The following is an 18,126-nucleotide window of genomic DNA, read 5'->3' as shown; positions in this document are numbered from 1 at the left end:
TCTAACCTCCTCAAGCATTCATCCCATTAATCAATAACTTGCTATGATCCATCAGCACGGGGGTGTGATTTATTAAAGACATCTAACAGGCGTTTCCTTGTCAAATGAGTGTAAATTTGAGTCGTGGCAATGTCTGCATGTCCTAATAATTCTTGGACTGAACGTAAATCAGCACCATGATCCAGAAGATGGGTTGCAAAACTATGCCGGAACATATGGGGAGAAATTGCTCTTTTAACATCATGAGATGCTCCCCATTTTTTGAGAATAAAGGTCACTCCTTGACGAGTCAGAGGAGATCCATGGGCATTTAAAAATAAGATATCCGTCGTTTTCTTTCCGCATAAACGCTTTCTTGGTCCGCTGATATAACTCTTAACCGCCCGTATCGCGGGCTCTCCTAAGGGCACTATCCGCTCCTTACTTCCTTTGCCGAGGCATCGGATATACCCTACGTCCAGCGATACATCGCTAACTTGGAGATTTATTAATTCAGAAACCCGCAATCCACTTCCATAGAGAATTTCCAGCATTGCTAAATCTCGCAAACTGGAATCGGAGTCTTCACTTGTTGTTAATAGTGTATCCATTGTCTTTTCGGACAACACTTTCGGAAGAGATTGATTTAACTTCGGCGTCACGAGATACGTACTTGGATTGTCGTTTCGCTGTCCTTCATCCAATAAAAACGCAAAAAATCCTCGCAAGGTTGCGTTGCACCTAGCAATGCTTCGAGGGGATTTACCCTGTTCTTTCCACTGAAAAAGGAATAAGAAGAGGTCATTGGACTCGCAGCTGATAACATCAGTTCCCCTCTGCTCAAGGAAAACCAAAAGCTGCCGTAAATCACGTTCATACGACTGTCGGGTGTTCAGGGAAAGCCCTCGTTCGACATGCAGAAATGTTAAGTACTGCTTCAATAGCCGCTCCATGGAGGTCATAGAATCCCCCCTTTTAAACTACGTTTTTCAATTCTACATAGATAGGTGCTTTTCCTTGTTCGCCCTATGTTCTGTGGAAAATTATCACTCTTTCTGGGAAATCGGAAACAATTGCAGTACAGACTTAGTCCAACCTGGTGCCTCAACCCGCATGGGGTTACCCATCGGTTTGTGATCATCATGCAGAAATGACGAAATCCAAATATTACATACAACTGCTAATCTCGGCAGCAGCATAGCAAGGATAATCAGGAGGAGAAATACCCTTCCCAAATACAAGAAAAAATCTCTCCAACGTTTCTTCGACATAACTCTACCCCCTATCCTTAAAGCCTATGCATCTCCCGATTGTCCTTATCCCCAAAAAAGTAAGGACCGTTAGTTTTACTCGGTCCCAATTCATGATAATTTTAAAGACATAAATCCTTGAAACTAGCGAACAATTATTTCCTAGTTGCTTAATAATGCCTTCTTGGCAGATCATAACGTGGATTAAAGGGTTGGGGAATTCCCATTTTACGTTCCAGCCGCTGTAACCAAGCAGGTTCAAAATTTTCTTCAAAGAGTTCCCACCAAAGCGGTTCCCTACCCGGCAAAAAGCCAAGGCGTTTTTCCATGGTTTTGATCCAACGGGGTTCAAACTGTTCTTCAAATCGTTCCCACCAGGCGGGTTCGTACCCTCCCATATAATTTATAGGATACCAATGCACCTGATTCGGATAATGTCCATATATAGGAACCATCTGCGTATGAGTATGATACAATGCCTTTCACTCCTTGTTGACTCATAAAATTTCAGTAAAGCTTTACATTTCCATTATATTCCTATAACTATTGAGTGAAAGTTGGCCTCTCCAGAAGCCTCAATAAAAAGAGTGGAACTCGCTGAACGAATTCCACTCATACAAATTACGTTTCAAAGACTATATCTGTAAACCATCACTCTAATGGACTAGAGCAAAGCTTCTTCTAATGGCGTATACATAATATTCAAAGACTCGGCTACAGCTTTATACGTTAATTTGCCGTTAATGACATTAATTCCTTTGCGTAAGGAGCGATTTTCTTGAATTGCTTTAAAATACCCTTTGTTGGCAATGTCCAGCGCATAACCCATAGTAACGTTGGTTAAAGCAAATGTTGATGTCCTGGCCACGGCTCCAGGCATATTCGCTACAGAATAATGCACTACTCCATGTTTGATATAGACAGGATCGCTATGCGTCGTGACACGATCGATCGTAGCGATACTTCCGCCCTGATCAATAGCCACGTCAACGATTACGCTTCCCGGTGTCATAGCTTTTACCATCTCTTCTGTGACGAGATGCGGGGCGCGGGCACCAGGAATGAGCACCGCTCCAACTAATAGATCTGCCCTGGCGACACTGGCAGCAATATTATATGGATTAGACATGAGAGTTTTAACCCGACCGTTAAAAAGATCATCAATTTCCCGGAGCCGCTGCGCGCTCTTTTCAATCAGAATGACATTAGCGCCAAGTCCGACCGCCATTTTAGCTGCGTTCGTCCCAACAATTCCTCCACCAATAATTGTAACTTTGGCTGGCGACACTCCAGGAACTCCTCCGAGCAACGTTCCTTTTCCGCCATAATGCTTCTCCAAGAATTGTGCACCGATTTGGATTGACATACGTCCAGCCACTTCACTCATGGGAACAAGCAGAGGCAAGGAGCCATTGTCTAACTGAATCGTCTCATAAGCAATTCCAACGACCTGTTTCTCCATGAGTGCTTTGGTTAATTCCAGTTCATTGGCCAAATGCAAGTAAGTAAACAAAATCTGTCCCGGCTTGAAATAATCATATTCAGGAGCCAATGGCTCCTTGACTTTAATAATCATATCCGCATTCCAGACATCGGCCGCAGAATCTAAAATTTGGGCACCAGCCGCAACATACTCTTCGTCGGTAATTCCACTGCCTTCACCGGCGGACTTTTCCACAACTACCTGATGCCCAGTCAGAGTAAAAGCATGGACACCTGCGGGTGTAATAGCTACACGGTTTTCATTGTTTTTAATCTCTTTCGGTACTCCAATCAGCATAATGCAAACCTCCATCTTAATCTTAATCTTAATCATTATCATTGATCCTTGCTTTTGCTATTATAATGCAAATATTGTGCCAGAAGCAAGCAGATTAATATTTAGCGCCCGAGAGCTCTTCAGAAGGGATTTGTTTGAATAATCAAGCTTTCTGGAAAGCCAAGCAACCCTAGTTATACCCCAAAACCCTCATTTAAATCTGCATGAATATGCATGCAGATTTATGCAGTGCATAATATTGCACTTTTTCCTCTCATTATAAGGGTTTAGGACGCAAATCATTCTCTACTAAACACTGATAATATTCTTTTCTTACAAACCAAAAACACGAACACCTAATACTGAAAGATATCCCTGTGTCACGCCCACAAAAACTGCGCCAAGAGAAACAAAAGCGGCTGCCACTGTGTAATACAAGAATTCTCTGCGCAAAGATTCCCCTCTAGCTTTCCCCTGAGCAACAGGAATGAAAAGATTGTTGCTAGACCAGCACCTAGAAGCAGCAACGGAGCTCCTAAAAGCGCCGGAATGAATACGGAGGTTAAAATTAAGCCAAGGCCCAACATTCCTTTGAGACCAATAATAAAACTAACCGTAAATCCAAGAATAAAACCTCGCGTGAAAACGATAAGGTAAATTAAAGGAGCTCCTATAATGGTAAGTCCTAAGATCCAGATTCCTGCCATTACTATAAACATATCTCTGGCCAATTGTCCAAGAAATGTTGGATTTAAACTCACTGGTTGGTTTTTTAAAAGTGTATCCAGAAATTTCCCTAATTGAGACGTTGCTGAATCTCCCAAGGCCTTAACTCCCAACGCGCCAAACACCACACCCGCTAAATAGACGCTCGAAAGTGTCAGGTAGATTACCCAGTATTTACGAATATGTTCAGCCAATTGTTTCCACATACCTATTCCCCTTCCCATTCCATCCTATGGAATTTTATTCCTCTTTAGGGGAAAGTATGTCCACAACTCTGCCAAATACACCCCCGCCGCCAGAAAGAAAGGTCAATGCATTACCTCGAGCCTGCAAGATCCAGTAAGTTACTTTTTCTCCGGCTATAGGGAGCAGGTCTTCTTCGGGCACATTATGCAGAATAGCCATTTCAGTTCCGAAACACTTCAACAATCTCTGATACATTTTAGGCCCAATTCCCGGAAGCCGCTGAAGTGGAACCTGATATACATAGCCGGAGGGATCACAATCCTCTATTTCGTTATCAGCAATGCTTATCAAGCGATCCAAGACCCCCATTACAACGTGTTGACTTCCACATGCCGGACAGGATAATTGCGGCGGAGAGGCCGTGACTATACGTTCACAGCTCAAACAATACGTCCGATGATATTTACCCACTTTAGGGGGCAACCCATAATTTCGTACAGCCTTTTTAGTGTTCTCCCGCAATATATCCCTCAGTCCCCCAAAAGAAGAATTAACACCTGTCAAAGAATTGTATTCTCGGGCAATATTCGGCAGAGAATGGGCATCAGAATTGCTAAACAAAACTACCGACTTTAGTTCATTAATACTCTGTGCCATTGCTCGATCAGCACTTAGTCCGATTTCCAAAGCTTGAGGCAAGATTGATAAAACATCACTCAGGCGGCGGCAGCAATTTCCATAGATACCCTTGTGAGGAGTAAAAGCATGGGCCGGGAACCATATTCCTTCCGCCTTATAGACAGCCTCTATCCACCTATCAATAGAAACATGTCCCTTTTGGGTACTAAGCTGCCAATTTTTTGTAGTTGTTCTTAACTCTTGGACATATTTTTCAACGTGTTCAAGAGAAGGAAAATAGGCCAAGAAATGAGCATTCCCATCGCCTATTGACAATTCGATTTCGTGGCCAGGAATGATTGTTAAACTACCTGAAGCATATCCACCCTCCGCTAATGAACGAAGCCGGCCAGAGGCCAACAGAGTTTTGAAATCCTGCCGAACACCTAAAGAATGAGCGTCTACGATCCCGATAAGGTTCAGCCCTTTAATATCACGAGCGACTTCCAGAATATTGGGCAGCGTCAAGGATTTGGAGGCGGTGATTTTGACTGCTTTTCCATCCAAACTTTGCCCGATATGTATATGTAGATCTGCATAAATCATTAAATCTTCCCCTGGACGAGTAGAATTCCAAGAATGGTCTTAGCATCAATAAACTCATTTTGTTGGGCACGTCTAAGAGCCTCATTCCAAGGAATTTTCTCCACGGCTAGAAACTCATCATCGTCCGTCTCTAAAGGATCCCAGACCAAATCCCGTGCCAGAAAGATGTGCATCACTTCGTCTGTGAAACCCGGAGTTGTGTAAAAGGTTCCTATAAGTTCCATAACCCCACTGTACCCTGTTTCTTCGCGGAGTTCGCGAACCGCACACGACAAAGGTGATTCTTGAGGGTCGATTTTTCCTGCAGGGATTTCTAAAGTTTCTCTGCCTATGGCGTAGCGATATTGTCGAACCAAGAGAACCTCCTGATCCTGCAAAGCTATAATTGCAACTGCCCCCGGGTGTCTGATCACTTCGCGTGATGCCTCCGCCCCATTCGGCAGACGTACTATATCCCGTTCCAGCCGCAGCATACGACCTTCAAAGAGCACCTCTCCCCGGATCCGTGTTTCAGACAATTTTAGCTTATCGTTCATGAGCAACCCTTCTTTCAGATCATCTAGTGATAGTTTACTCCAATTGCACCCCCAAATACAGCACATTAAAAAGCAGCTAATCAAAATGACTAACTGCTTTTCCAAGGCTATGCTTCAATGCTAAAAAGCATTTAAGGCTAACTCTATTCCCAACTCCAAAGCTTGGCGATTAAGCGGAATCAGATGGTGGCGATACTCTGGCAGAACCTTTTTCAGCGCGCCTATGACTGATTCCAGAGACACAGCGGACGTTAACTGAACAAATGCCCCGAGAATAATCATATTGGCGACACGGGTATTATTTAATGTTTCACTGGCGATGTCCATAGCCGGAATTTTCAAGACATTTAGATCTTGGCGGCGCGGCTCCAGATCGATGAGCGACGAATTGAGAAGTATCCATCCATTAGGTTGGACATCCCTTTCAAACTTCTCCAGGGATGGACGATTTAGAACTATTAAGGTATTCGGTTCCGTAATAATTGGAGAACTGACCTCTTGATCAGATATGGTAACCGAACAATTAGCAGTCCCTCCTCTCATTTCCGGACCGTAAGAAGGAATCCAACTAACAAACTTATCCTCCTCGAGGCCTGCATACGCCAGTAGTTGTCCCATGGACATAACCCCTTGCCCACCGAAACCAGCCAGGATGATTTCTTGCAGCATCAGATTTTCCCCTCCTCGAGCGTTTTTTTAACGCCAAGCGGATAAACGGGAATCATTTTATCAACTAACCATTTTAACGCTTCCTTAGGAGTGTAACCCCAGTTGGTTGGACAGGTCGATAAAACTTCAACCAAAGTAAACCCCCGTCCAGCGATTTGAAGTTCAAACGCTGTCTTTATGGCCTTTTTGGCCTTGAGAACTTCCTGCGGGTTGTGGACAGAGACACGGGCAATATAGGCAGCGCCCTCGATCGTAGCCAGCATTTCCGACATTCGAATAGGATAGCCTTGGGTTAAAGGATCTCTCCCTAGAGGAGAGGTCTGACTCACTTGTTCGAGGATCGTAGTTGGAGCCATTTGTCCCCCTGTCATTCCGTAAATCGCATTATTAACAAAGACTGTGGTAAACTTTTCTCCTCTCGTCGCAGCATGGATGATTTCAGCGGTTCCGATGGAAGCAAGATCACCATCACCCTGATAGGTAAAGACTATTTTATCTTGATTGACCCGTTTAATTCCCGTCGCCACTGCAGGAGCCCTGCCGTGGGCGGCTTGCTGCATGTCTAGATTAAAATAGTTATAGGCCAGAACAGAGCATCCTACCGGAGAAACTCCAATCGTTTTTTCACGGACCCCCAGTTCATCAATCACTTCGGCAATAAGACGATGAATAATTCCATGGGTGCATCCAGGACAATAGTGAGTCTTAGCAGGGGTTAGTGACTTCGGGCGTTCAAAAACAGTCATCATACTTCTCCCCTCCTCTGTTCAATGTTCAACCAACGCTTAACCTCTTCCAGGACAGCACGGGTTGTCGGAACCATGCCACCGACACGTCCATAAAAATGGACAGGCACTTTAAACTCTAAATTATAACGCACGTCCTCAACGAGCTGTCCCAGGCTCATCTCAACGGTTAAAACGTGACTTGCCTGCTGACAGGCCTCTTGTAACGCATGTTTAGGAAAAGGAAATAACGTGATGGGACGGAATAGCCCGACTTTTAAACCCAGGGCTCTTGCTTGATCCACGACCGCTTTGGCTACCCGAGCTGAAGAGCCATAACCAACAATCACTAATTCAGCATCATCCGTTTTATAATTTTCCCAAAGAGCTTCTTTACTCATCCGTCGATATTTTTCTTGCAGATGGAGATTATGTTTTTCCAAGTCACTCGGATCCAGAAACAAGGAATTGATAAGGTTGGGACTTCTCCCCTCAGCTCCAGTGGTGGCCCAAGGCTTTGGAGGAATTTCCGGAATCTCACCTTCGGCCGGTAATTCAACAGCTTCCATCATTTGACCGAGAATCCCATCTCCTAAAATCATCACAGGGTTGCGGTATTCATCCGCTAAAGCAAAGGCCCTCCCCATCAAATCCACCATTTCTTGTATAGTTGCCGGGGCTAAAACGAGCAGTTTATAATCTCCATGCCCGCCGCCCTTGACCGCTTGAAAATAATCGGACTGAGCTGGTTGAATACCGCCAAGGCCTGGCCCTCCCCGCTGCATGTTGACGATAACACAAGGTAGTTCCGCGCCTGCGATATAAGTTATTCCTTCTTGTTTAAGGCTTATTCCCGGACCTGACGAAGAGGTCATAACTCGTGCTCCGCTTCCAGCAGCACCATAAACCATATTAATGGCCGCAATTTCCGACTCAGCTTGAACAAATACCCCGCCTACCTCAGGAAGACGTTTTGCCAAATAATGAGGGATCTCATTTTGCGGGGTAATTGGGTATCCAAAAAAGAAACGACAGCCAGCACGAACCGCCGCTTCTCCCAATGCTTCATTTCCTTTCATGAGCACTTTACCCATTCCCTTTTTCCTCCTTTCGCACGGTAATTACAACATCCGGACACATCCTTGCACAAAAACCGCAGGAAATACATTTTTCCTGATCGCGAACGGCTGCAGGATGAAAACCCATACTATTTAAATGCTCTGCCATACTTACAAGATGCTTTGGACAAGCATCCATACAGAGTTCACAACCTTTGCACCGGTCTTCATCAAACTCAACTTTCAGCATTTAAAATCCCTCCTTTTACGACATCTTCAAAGACGATCCAATCTGAAAAACTTGCCCTTCTTCCTGTTCCCAAGGAGGAAGAAGGTAAGTTCTTAGTTTTAACACAGGCCCCTCAATAGAAGAAGCAAAATCCGCGGCATGGTTCTCTGTTATGGAGGTCAGCACAATGGGCAGCCCCAGCGCTTCAGCCATCTTCCGAACAGCCAAAAGACCACAGTTCAAGTCTTCAGGGGACGTCAGCTTTCCAAGGTTCGGATTACTAATGATACCAGTCATCTTCAGGTGAGAAACAGCTTCTATCTCTTCTTGCATCTTCTCAACAGAAGTTCTGTCCCTTGTAAAGGGCCGAAAAGGATTTAGTACCAGAAACATTTCATAGGTCTTGTTTTTAAGTAATTGGGCAAAGGCACCCAGAGCTGTAGCCCCCATGGGGTCTCCTCCGACATCGAACAATATTTTTCCCTGAGCACTCGTCAGTGTACCTAAAACTTTAGGACTCATGACAGGCAGATCGGCATTTTCCAAATCCCCACCGGGCGTAATTAAGTGTATTCCCGCTTCCTGAAGAAGGTGATGAACTTCTCGCGAGCGAAAATAAGGTTTTACAATATCCAAATCCACCAAATGAACGGTTTCTCCTTGCCTTGAATATGCCAAGGCGCGGTTAAGAACAACCTCTGTCTTACCGCTGCCAAAATGGCCCGTGTATATTTCTATCTGTACCAAAGTTCTCCCCCTCCTTCCCACAAGAGTTCCACGAGTGTAAAGAGGTGCCATCCCATGACCAGGTACGGCACCCTTTCTTTTACCGATTTCATTTTATCTATTTCAGTTTCATTGAATAAGTTAACTATTTTCTTAAATAATTGGAACGAATTTGTCCCAAGCGCTCGATCCTTTGCTCAGCCATTCGATCGGCAGCCTTATAGGTGGGAATGTTCATTTGTTTAGCGATTTGCAGAACCTTAGCAACGTTATCATAGACCATTTCAACCTTTTGCAAAGCTCTTTGATAATCATATCCTTCCAACTCATCAGCAACGTTTATGACGCCGCCTGAGTTAATAACATAGTCCGGTGCATAAAGAATCCCTAGGTCATGAAGCTTATCCCCATGGCGTTCTTCCTGTAGTACATTATTTGCTGCTCCAGCGATTACTTTAAACTTAAACTGAGGTATGGTTTCATCATTAATTACTGCACCCATCGCGCAAGGGGCATAAATATCAGCCTCAACTCCAAAAATTTCTTCAGGGCGCACAACGACGGCTTCCATTTCATTGATCAAGTGTTTTATAGCATCTTCGTGAATGTCTGTGACGATAAGTTTGGCACCTTCTTCGTGTAAATGCTTGGCTAAGCAGTAGCCGACATGTCCCAATCCCTGGATAGCAATTGTTTTTCCTCGAAGAGAATCATCCCCAAAGGCCTCTTTAGCAGCAGCTTTCATCCCCCTCCAAACTCCCCGTGCAGTCATCGGAGAAGGATCACCGGAAGCTCCAGAAGAAGAGGCTCCTGTTACAAACTCAGTCTCAAGATGTACCCAATCCATATCACGTACTGTCGTACCCACATCTTCTGCCGTGATATATCTTCCGTTTAAAGATTGCACATATCGTCCAAAGGCACGGAATAATTCTTCGCTTTTTTGAGTACGGGAATCTCCGATGATCACCGTTTTCCCACCGCCAAGATTTAAACCAGCCGCAGCGTTTTTATACGTCATCCCTCGAGCAAGTCGCAAGGCATCAAGAATCGCCTCTTCTTCACTAGCGTAATTCCACATCCGGGTTCCCCCAAGTGCCGGCCCTAAGGTTGTGTCATGAATGCAAATGATTGCTTTTAAACCCGATGTCCGATCCTGACAAATCACCAATTGCTCATAATCATAGTTTTCTAAGTATTCTAAAATTTTCACTGTCGTTCCTCCTTAGGTCATTTTGAAGAGCATCTCTGCTAAAATTAACTTGCAATAAGAGTGCCAGAATTCCCTGAATGTTATTAATTTTAAGGCGAGGAGCTGTGTGTCCTGATTTCTTGATTTTACAGCCTTTTAAGGTATCCTTTTAACAGCTGCAAGAGAACCTTGAGATCGCTTGGATAAATTATTAGGCTGCAAAATAATTCATGCTTGCAAAAATAAGCAAGCATGAATTTTCATATGATATATGCAGTTATTTGCAGATACATTATTCGCCTTTTGAGTTTATATCTTCAAATTGGTTTGTATTGAAATCAGAATGCTAGATTAGAGCATGTCGTTCGAGCTTATAATAAAAATTCCGGATTGACATCTTTAATTGTTTGGCGGCCCTCGTTTTGTTTCCTTCAGTTCTTTGCAGGGTAGCAAGAAGCAAGTCACGTTCCCATTGTCTTTGTAACGCTTCGAATCCGCCTTCTTCCTCTGATGAGGAAAGATGGGGAACATCGAGAAAACGAGATTCTGAAGAATTCACGTCGGGAAGAGCCAAAACCGGCAAATGATGGGATTCTATGATCGTTTCATTGATTCGCATATTAATGATTGCCCGACCTAAAATATTTTCCAGTTCACGTACATTTCCCGGCCAATGATAGCCAATCAAAATTTGCAAAGCTTCTTGATTGATTCGCTCCACACATCGGCCGTATTCCTGATTAAAACTTGCAATAAGATGGTGAACCAGCAAGGGAATGTCTTCTCTTCTTTGTCTAAGAGGCGGAATAATTACCGGAACAACGTTTAAGCGATAATACAAATCCTCCCGAAACCTTCCTGCCCGCAGTTCGGCCTCAAGATTGGCGTTGGTGGCTGCAATGACGCGGACATCTACATTAAACGGCCGATTATCTCCGACTTTGACAATTTCCCGTTCTTGAAGAACCCGTAAAAGTTTAGCTTGTAAATTTAAACTAATTTCTCCAATCTCATCAAGAAAAATAGTCCCTCCATTGGCCTCTTCGAAAAGGCCAATTTTCCCTCCGCGTTTTGCTCCGGTAAAAGCTCCTTCAACATAACCAAACAACTCACTCTCCAGCAAATTATCGGCTAGCGCTGCGCAGTTCACCCGTATAAATTGGCCTCTTTGACGGTCGCTCGAGCGGTGAATCGCATGGGCAAATAGTTCCTTGCCCGTACCGCTCTCCCCTCGCAGCAAGACTGTAGCCGGGGTCACGGCCGCACGTCCCGCTTGACCAATCGTTGCCTTGATCGCCTCGCTTTCGCCTATGATGTCACTAAACGTATATTTCGCCTCTAAATGACGAATGATTCGTTTCGCTCTTTCTAATTCTTCTGAGAGTTTATGAATTTCGGAAATATCATGAAGCACACCCACAGTTCCTCGAAACTGTCCCGATATCATAATCGGAGCAACATTGACGATGACTTCTCTCCGTTTTGGCCCAACCTTCATCAAAACTCCTTTAACGGATTGGCGCGTTTTAGCAACCTGGATGTGCATGCTTTCTCCTTCGGCGATATCAACGGTTGGAGGTTTGCCAATGACCTCCTCCGCCGTAAAACCCGTTAAACGAGTATAGGCTTGATTAATTAGAAACCCAAGCCCATTTTCATCAACAACGGATATGGCGTCCTGCGTGGAATCGATGATTGCAGTCAGCAGAATTCTAAGTTCTTGCAGCGAGACAACCTTAGCTTTAAGTTCTTCATATTCGGTCATGTCTTGCAACAAAGCAACAGCACCGATAACCCTTCCTCGTTCATCTTGAAAAGGTATCCGACTGGCTATGATCATTTTATTCCCTATTCGACTAAACCTATTAAACTCCATCGTCTGCGACTCTCGAATATAAGGCAAAGGGTCATCCGGTACAAGTTGCCATAAATCTTTACCGAGTATCTCTTCAGGCGATAACTCGAAGAATTTGGCGGCCAAAGCGTTGCAGATCACAATTTCATTTAAGAGATTGATTCCAATAACCCCTTGATTCATTTCTGCTGCCATTCTCTCAAACTCACGACGTCTAAACATGCCCATCCCCCTTCTCTGGAGCAGTCATACACATTATGTACTCCTCTTATTCGTTAAACGAATTGCAAAATCCTGCTTTGCAATATCTTGCAGCAATCCCTTGGGGACGAAGCACTAAATCATAAAAGGACGGTTTAAAACCGTCCTCTTCACAGCAAAATTAATTATATATGTTTAATACATGATGGACATCCGCAGTTTGTCAGCAACCATCGCCACAAATTCCGAATTTGTAGGCTTGCCTCGGTCGATGTTAATCGTATAGCCAAAAAATCGATTCATGAAATCCACATTTCCCCGATCCCAGGCCAATTCAATAGCATGACGAATTGCCCTTTCTACACGGCTGGGAGTGGTCTGGTATTTCTCTGCGATCATCGGATAGAGCTCTTTAGTAACCGCGCCAAGCAGGGAGACATCAATAACAACACTGACTATGGCGTCTCTTAAATACTGATATCCTTTAACATGGGCCGGCACTCCCATTTGATGAATCATGCGTGTAACTTCAACCTCAAGATTTTTAGAAGTGGGTGGAAGAATACTGGTTGGAACCGGGTTATTTGTTATCGTTTTATTATTGGAGGCCGTATTCGAAATCTGGGCAGAATTCAATGGGTCAGGGAAATCATCTTGTAATTGACGAATACGCTTTCCAAGAGTATCCAAATCGAACGGTTTAAGTATGTAATAGTTAGCTCCGAGGTTTACTGCACGTTGAGTCATTGATTCTTGACCAAAAGCTGTTAAAATAATAATTTTTGGTCTAAGGCTTACGTTTTGAAGCTTCTCCAGAACCCCTAGACCATCTAAATGTGGCATAATTATGTCCAAAAGTACTACATGTGGTTCTTCACGTGCAATTAATTCAAGAGCCTCATTTCCATGATACGCAACCCCCACCAGGCTCATATCTTCTTGCCGCTCAATAAATTCTTTAACAATCTCTACAAATTCCCGGTTGTCATCTGCTAGTAAGACTCGTATAGGCCTTTGCATTCCCAGGATCCTCCTCATTCTAGATATCGATTTATAATTTCGACAATTGTTTCCCATACTCCTTCTTTTATATAGCAGAAATCCTACTTTTTAATTCAGCTTATGTCGAGTCCCCAAATCAACTCCCCCACATCTCATTCCCATTTATACAAAAAGATAGCAAAGGAAGTGACTTTAACCGTCACTTCCTTTTAAAAAACTTAGGCAGCTTGCTTTCTATCGATACCTTCACTAATCATATTTTGGATAAATACTCCATAACCCCGTTGACTGTCATTGACAAAAACGTGAGTAATTGCCCCGATTATTTTTCCGTTTTGAATAATTGGGCTTCCACTCATTCCTTGTATGATACCACCTGTAGCTTCAAGAAGCCGGGGATCAGTTACTCGCACAATCATATTCTTACTGTCCGTACGATTATGCATGATTCTATCAATATTCACATCAAATTCTTCAACTTTTTCCCCTTGTATTACCGTATAAATTTTGGCGGGACCGGTTTTTACTTCAGTTTCCCATCCTACTGGGATCGGCTCTTTATAAAATGGGTTGGCTATTTGACCATTGATTTTACCAAAAATACCTGTCAGGGTATTCTTCTCGATGGTCCCTGAAAATGGAGAATTCGTAACGAAAGATCCGATTTTCTCGCCTGGATGTCCACGTTTCCCTTTTTCAATAGCATAAATTGTTGAGGCCATAATTTTTCCGTTATACACCTCAATTTTCTGGTTCGTATCAGCATCTGTGATTACATGTCCTAGGGCACCGTATTGTTTTGTTATGGGATCAATAAAAGAAAGTGTGCCAACACCTGCAGCTTCATCCCTCACAAATAGCCCCATTCTATAGCGTCCGGTTTCAGTACAAAATACTGGTTTGATAACCTTCTCCAAAATCTGATCTTGGTGTTTGAAAAGAACATCTGCTTGACCTTTTTGTTCCCCTGCTAAATGAACTGCATTAGAAACATCTTGATCGGTACGAACTTCTTGATTGTCAATTTTCAAGAGAATGTCTCCTACTTCGATGCCGGCCTCTTTTGCTGGATATACTTTTCGTCCGTTTTGGTCAACGACAGGTGCTTGACCAACTACCAAAACCCCTTTTGTCTGCAACGAAACACCAATGGATTGTCCGCCCGGAATTAATTTCATTGGAGACATAACTTCGATCTCACCAGATCTTATCGGAAAAATACCAAATAGTTTATAAACAACATCTAATTTTTCCGATAGGTCGGAATTCAAACCTGAAGAGACTGAAATTGTTGGATTGGATATAACTTTTTCTTCCTTCACGATTTTTGACCAAAAACCAGTAAATTGAGGCTCTGTTTGATTAAGTTGAACTAGATTTTGCTCAGGAAACTCCACCAACTGTTGAAAACTAGGATTCAGGCAAAGGAAGGTGCAGAACATGAGACTGAATAAAACAAAGATTCTCCTTATTCTCACTCTCTTATCACCCTCCACTCTAGTCTCCCCATTTTTCTTCCTTTTTCCTCGTTTTAGAGTGTTTTAATGATTTGAAGTGAATTCTAATCTTAAATTATCCAAATCTCTCGTGTTTCATCCTGTAAATTTCATTCCATATTTTTAAAAACATTGGCAACCAAGACAAAAATAATAAAGACTGCTTAAAGCAGTCTTTAAAAACCTAAAAAATTTTATTTTATTAAAGACCCTTTCTTTATCCCAAGCATCCCTCAGGATCACAAAGGGCGTCGAGTTTTATAAATCGTCCAATCTTCAGGTTCATGCACCTGCAGCAAGTAGTCTCGATTTCACGAGCCATGACGTCTAGAACGCTCCCATAATTCACGAGCGTGTTGTCGGGTAATGTCGGCTTCTCCGCCTCCGAGCATTCTGGCCAACTCCTCCAGCCGATCCTCTTCCGATAAAGGTTCCACCATAGTTCGCGTCCTGTCATTATTAACGTCTTTAACAATACCATAATGGACATCGGCAAACGCTGCCACCTGTGCCGCATGAGTAATACAAAAAACTTGTTTGTTATGAGCAATTTTAGCGAGTTTTTCACCCACTTTGTGGATAGTCCTTCCTCCAACTCCACTGTCTACCTCATCGAAAATAAAAGTCCCTACTGATTCCACCTTTGCCAGCAAGCTTTTTAAAGCCAACATAAGGCGAGACATTTCCCCCCCTGAAGCAACTTTAGCCAATGGTTTAGGAGGCTCTCCCGGATTTGCTGAGAAATAAAATTCGATGGTTTCTGCTCCATATAATGTAGGTTCATCGTTTGGCATAAACCTCACTTCAAAACGGCTTCTCTCTAAGCCTAGATCGGCAAGTTCAAGGGATAATCCCTTCTCAATACGTTCCGCGATGTCTCGTCTTTTCAAGCTAAGTTCTTTCGCCGCCGCTGCATAGGTTTGATGGACTTTTTCTTTTTCTTTTTGGATTTCCTCAAACTGCTCTTGGAAATGAGTTATTTGATCCATTTCTTGAAGCAGCTCAACTCGTTTCGTTAAAACTTCCTCCAGAGTTGATCCGTACTTTCGAAGCTTCGTTAGTTGGACTAGACGCTCTTCAATTTGATCCAACCTTCCTGGTTCGAATTCTAAGTTATCTTTATATATTCGAACTTGATTGGATAAATCTTCTGCCGCATAGTAGATTGACTCCATAGATTCAGAAAGATTAAACTCCTCATCCCAACGAGCCAGCTCCTGAAGCGCTTTTAACGCTTGGGCCAACAGATCAATAGCTGCAAGCTTCCCCGCAGATCCTTCATAGAGAGAACTATAAGCTTCACTCACGAGATTTGTAATACGTTCCGCGTTGCTTAGGCGCTTCTTTTCCTGCAGAAGTTCCTCTTCTTCACCCGGAAGAGGATTAATGTTATTAATTTCTTCAATTTGATAACGTAAGATTTCTTCCCTCTTAAGGCGATCCTCTTCGGAAATAGATAGTTTTCGTTCATTGCGAAGGATCGCCTGAAAAGACTTTGCCACATCATTTACTGAGTTAAGCTCATCTTGAAGACCACCTAAGGCATCTAGAAGTGCACGGTGAGTATCTGAATTAAAGAGCGACAAATGTTCAATTTGGCCATGAATATCCACCAGCCCTTCACAGAGCGAACGATAAAGAGTCAAAGGGATCGTCCGTCCTTGAACACGGCAAAGGTTCTTACCTGAGGAATTCATTTCTCGGTAAAGAAACAGCTGACCTTCTTCCACTGGGTAGCCAGCGGCTTCCAGTCTCAATAGGCATTCAGGCGCTAGATCTTGGAAAATCCCTTCAATTTTGGCCTGTTTCTCGCCATGCCGAATAAGCTCTGAGCTCGCGCGTCCACCTAATAGTACTCCCAAGGCATCGATCAGCATTGATTTTCCGGCCCCAGTTTCCCCAGTAAATACTGTCAAGCCTTGTTCAAAGGTTAAGCGAACATCTTCCATCAGACCGAAATTTTCGACATGCAACTCCTCAATCATAGTCTCCCTCCTATCCAAGCAAGGTAGTCATCCGTTCCAGGACAGTTGTAACAGCTTCTTTAGGCTTAATAACCAGAAGTATTGTATCGTCCCCTGCCACAGTTCCTATAACCTCGTCCCAATTGGTATTGTCCATGACTGCAGCCAGGGCATGAGCATTTCCTGGAATCGTTCGAATCACAATAAGACTTTCCGTATCGTTTATAGAGATCACAGTTTCACGCAATAGGCGCTTAAGACGATCTTGGAGATTCATCGGATGTACTTCTGTGGGAATCGCGTAGCGATAATCATCATCTGCTGTGGGGATTTTTATTAAACCCATTTCCTTAATATCTCGAGAGACCGTTGCCTGAGTGACATCAAAGCCGGCTAGATGTAATTTATCGGCAAGGTCTTCCTGAGTACGAATAATCTCCTTGGTGATAATTTCTTGAACTTTCATCTGGCGACGAGCTTTCATGCACAGGCCTCCTGTCTTAATTCCCTTTTCGATAGTCTATGGTTCTTCACTCATGCCAACGATCTCTTAGCTTTTCTCGAACCACTTGGGTAAAGCTTCGATTTCCCAAGCGAATAAGCTTTGCTCGAATGGATGCCTTTTTAATGGTTACCGACTCTCCAGAATGAAGTGTAATGCTGTTTCGCCCATCGAAACTTACAACACACTGATCTCCGCTTGATAAAAAGATTTGGATCTCTTCCTGATCTGAAACAAGCAGAGGTCGAGCGGATAATGTGTGAGCAGCTAAAGGGGTTAGTAAGACCGCTTGGACGTTAGGACTCAGAATCGGGCCGCCAGCAGAAAGGGAATAAGCTGTAGAACCCGTGGGAGTTGCTACTATCAAGCCATCTGCTGGATAACTCACCGAAGGTTCCCCAGAAAGATTTGCTTGGAGAGTGATGACCCCTTCCCTTCCCTCCCGAAAGAAAACAACATCATTTAAAGCCATTTGCAAGCAATCCTCAGCTTGGTTTCTATTAACTACGGCTTGTAACATTAAACGTTCTTGAATTTGATATTCCCCGTTGAGGACCTTTTCCAGTGCCTCAAACACATCAACTTTTTCAATTTCACAGAGAAATCCCAGGCGGCCAAAATTCACACCCAGGACCGGAATCCCGTACGGCGCCCCTTCGCGAGCTGCTTGCAGAAGAGTCCCATCTCCTCCTAAAGAAATCAAAAAAGGCGTTCGATGCTCAACGATATCTTGCCACTGTGATAAAACCATCCAGTTACGTTTTTGAAACCAGTGTTTTATCTCATCGGCTAATGCTGTGGCTTCTGATTTACTCTTATTGAGCCATAAACCCACGACTCTTTCCAT

18 protein-coding genes and 1 pseudogene are annotated in these 18,126 nt (G+C 43.6%); all 19 read right to left on the bottom strand.

The window, feature by feature from the left end; all coding sequences use genetic code 11:
- Positions 1-41: 41 nt before the first annotated feature.
- The 19 genes and pseudogenes from xerD to VZF35_RS21450 all read right to left on the bottom strand — a co-directional run bounded on the left by xerD (position 42) and on the right by VZF35_RS21450 (position 18,126).
- Positions 42-941 (bottom strand): site-specific tyrosine recombinase XerD, encoded by a 900-nt coding sequence (xerD, locus tag VZF35_RS21540; protein WP_407308379.1) that lies wholly within the window; start codon positions 939-941, stop codon positions 42-44.
- A gap of 84 nt (positions 942-1,025) precedes the next feature.
- On the bottom strand, positions 1,026-1,250 hold the full coding sequence (locus VZF35_RS21535; protein ID WP_407308376.1) for a hypothetical protein: 225 nt from the start codon (positions 1,248-1,250) through the stop codon (positions 1,026-1,028).
- Positions 1,251-1,399: 149 nt separating this feature from the next.
- Positions 1,400-1,705: a hypothetical protein gene (locus VZF35_RS21530; RefSeq protein WP_407308374.1), complete on the bottom strand. Its 306-nt coding sequence runs from the start codon at positions 1,703-1,705 to the stop codon at positions 1,400-1,402.
- A gap of 188 nt (positions 1,706-1,893) precedes the next feature.
- Positions 1,894-3,009 (bottom strand): alanine dehydrogenase, encoded by a 1,116-nt coding sequence (gene ald / locus VZF35_RS21525; protein WP_407308372.1) that lies wholly within the window; start codon positions 3,007-3,009, stop codon positions 1,894-1,896.
- A 312-nt stretch (positions 3,010-3,321) separates the two neighbouring features.
- Positions 3,322-3,920: pseudogene (locus VZF35_RS21520) on the bottom strand (stage II sporulation protein M).
- A 34-nt stretch (positions 3,921-3,954) separates the two neighbouring features.
- A complete protein-coding gene (locus VZF35_RS21515) occupies positions 3,955-5,124 on the bottom strand; it encodes a hypothetical protein (RefSeq protein WP_407308369.1) in 1,170 nt (389 codons plus the stop codon).
- Positions 5,124-5,660: an NUDIX domain-containing protein gene (locus tag VZF35_RS21510; protein ID WP_407308367.1), complete on the bottom strand. Its 537-nt coding sequence runs from the start codon at positions 5,658-5,660 to the stop codon at positions 5,124-5,126. Before VZF35_RS21510 ends, VZF35_RS21515 begins: the two co-directional genes overlap by 1 nt.
- A 120-nt stretch (positions 5,661-5,780) precedes the next feature.
- The gene (locus tag VZF35_RS21505) at positions 5,781-6,329 is read right to left on the bottom strand and encodes a 2-oxoacid:acceptor oxidoreductase family protein (protein WP_407308365.1); all 549 of its coding nucleotides are present in this window, start codon (positions 6,327-6,329) and stop codon (positions 5,781-5,783) included.
- Complete coding sequence (locus VZF35_RS21500) at positions 6,329-7,078, bottom strand: thiamine pyrophosphate-dependent enzyme (RefSeq protein WP_407308363.1); 750 nt, start codon at positions 7,076-7,078, stop codon at positions 6,329-6,331. The genes VZF35_RS21505 and VZF35_RS21500 overlap by 1 nt, the downstream gene beginning before the upstream one ends.
- Positions 7,075-8,148: a 3-methyl-2-oxobutanoate dehydrogenase subunit VorB gene (locus VZF35_RS21495; RefSeq protein WP_407308361.1), complete on the bottom strand. Its 1,074-nt coding sequence runs from the start codon at positions 8,146-8,148 to the stop codon at positions 7,075-7,077. Before VZF35_RS21495 ends, VZF35_RS21500 begins: the two co-directional genes overlap by 4 nt.
- Positions 8,141-8,362: a 4Fe-4S dicluster domain-containing protein gene (locus VZF35_RS21490; RefSeq protein WP_407308359.1), complete on the bottom strand. Its 222-nt coding sequence runs from the start codon at positions 8,360-8,362 to the stop codon at positions 8,141-8,143. Before VZF35_RS21490 ends, VZF35_RS21495 begins: the two co-directional genes overlap by 8 nt.
- Before the next feature lie 15 nt (positions 8,363-8,377).
- Entirely contained in the window at positions 8,378-9,088 is a 711-nt protein-coding gene (locus VZF35_RS21485; protein ID WP_407308356.1) for a hypothetical protein, read from the bottom strand.
- Positions 9,089-9,212: 124 nt separating this feature from the next.
- The gene (locus VZF35_RS21480; protein ID WP_407308354.1) at positions 9,213-10,280 is read right to left on the bottom strand and encodes a Leu/Phe/Val dehydrogenase; all 1,068 of its coding nucleotides are present in this window, start codon (positions 10,278-10,280) and stop codon (positions 9,213-9,215) included.
- A 325-nt stretch (positions 10,281-10,605) separates the two neighbouring features.
- Complete coding sequence (locus VZF35_RS21475; protein WP_407308352.1) at positions 10,606-12,336, bottom strand: sigma 54-interacting transcriptional regulator; 1,731 nt, start codon at positions 12,334-12,336, stop codon at positions 10,606-10,608.
- 174 nt (positions 12,337-12,510) lie between these two features.
- Positions 12,511-13,335 carry a sporulation transcription factor Spo0A gene (spo0A, locus tag VZF35_RS21470; protein WP_407308350.1) on the bottom strand — a complete coding sequence of 275 codons (825 nt, stop codon included), beginning with the start codon at positions 13,333-13,335 and terminating at the stop codon, positions 12,511-12,513.
- A 200-nt stretch (positions 13,336-13,535) separates the two neighbouring features.
- Positions 13,536-14,795 carry a SpoIVB peptidase gene (spoIVB, locus tag VZF35_RS21465; RefSeq protein WP_407308348.1) on the bottom strand — a complete coding sequence of 420 codons (1,260 nt, stop codon included), beginning with the start codon at positions 14,793-14,795 and terminating at the stop codon, positions 13,536-13,538.
- 329 nt (positions 14,796-15,124) lie between these two features.
- On the bottom strand, positions 15,125-16,798 hold the full coding sequence (recN, locus tag VZF35_RS21460; protein WP_407308346.1) for a DNA repair protein RecN: 1,674 nt from the start codon (positions 16,796-16,798) through the stop codon (positions 15,125-15,127).
- A 10-nt stretch (positions 16,799-16,808) separates the two neighbouring features.
- Positions 16,809-17,261 (bottom strand): arginine repressor, encoded by a 453-nt coding sequence (gene argR / locus VZF35_RS21455; RefSeq protein ID WP_407308344.1) that lies wholly within the window; start codon positions 17,259-17,261, stop codon positions 16,809-16,811.
- A gap of 46 nt (positions 17,262-17,307) precedes the next feature.
- Positions 17,308-18,126 carry an NAD(+)/NADH kinase gene (locus tag VZF35_RS21450; RefSeq protein ID WP_407308341.1) on the bottom strand — a complete coding sequence of 273 codons (819 nt, stop codon included), beginning with the start codon at positions 18,124-18,126 and terminating at the stop codon, positions 17,308-17,310.

The organism is Desulfosporosinus paludis (assembly GCF_045689965.1).
In the GTDB taxonomy this organism is placed as follows: domain Bacteria; phylum Bacillota; class Desulfitobacteriia; order Desulfitobacteriales; family Desulfitobacteriaceae; genus Desulfosporosinus; species Desulfosporosinus paludis.
This window is presented reverse-complemented; position numbering and strand designations above follow the sequence as displayed.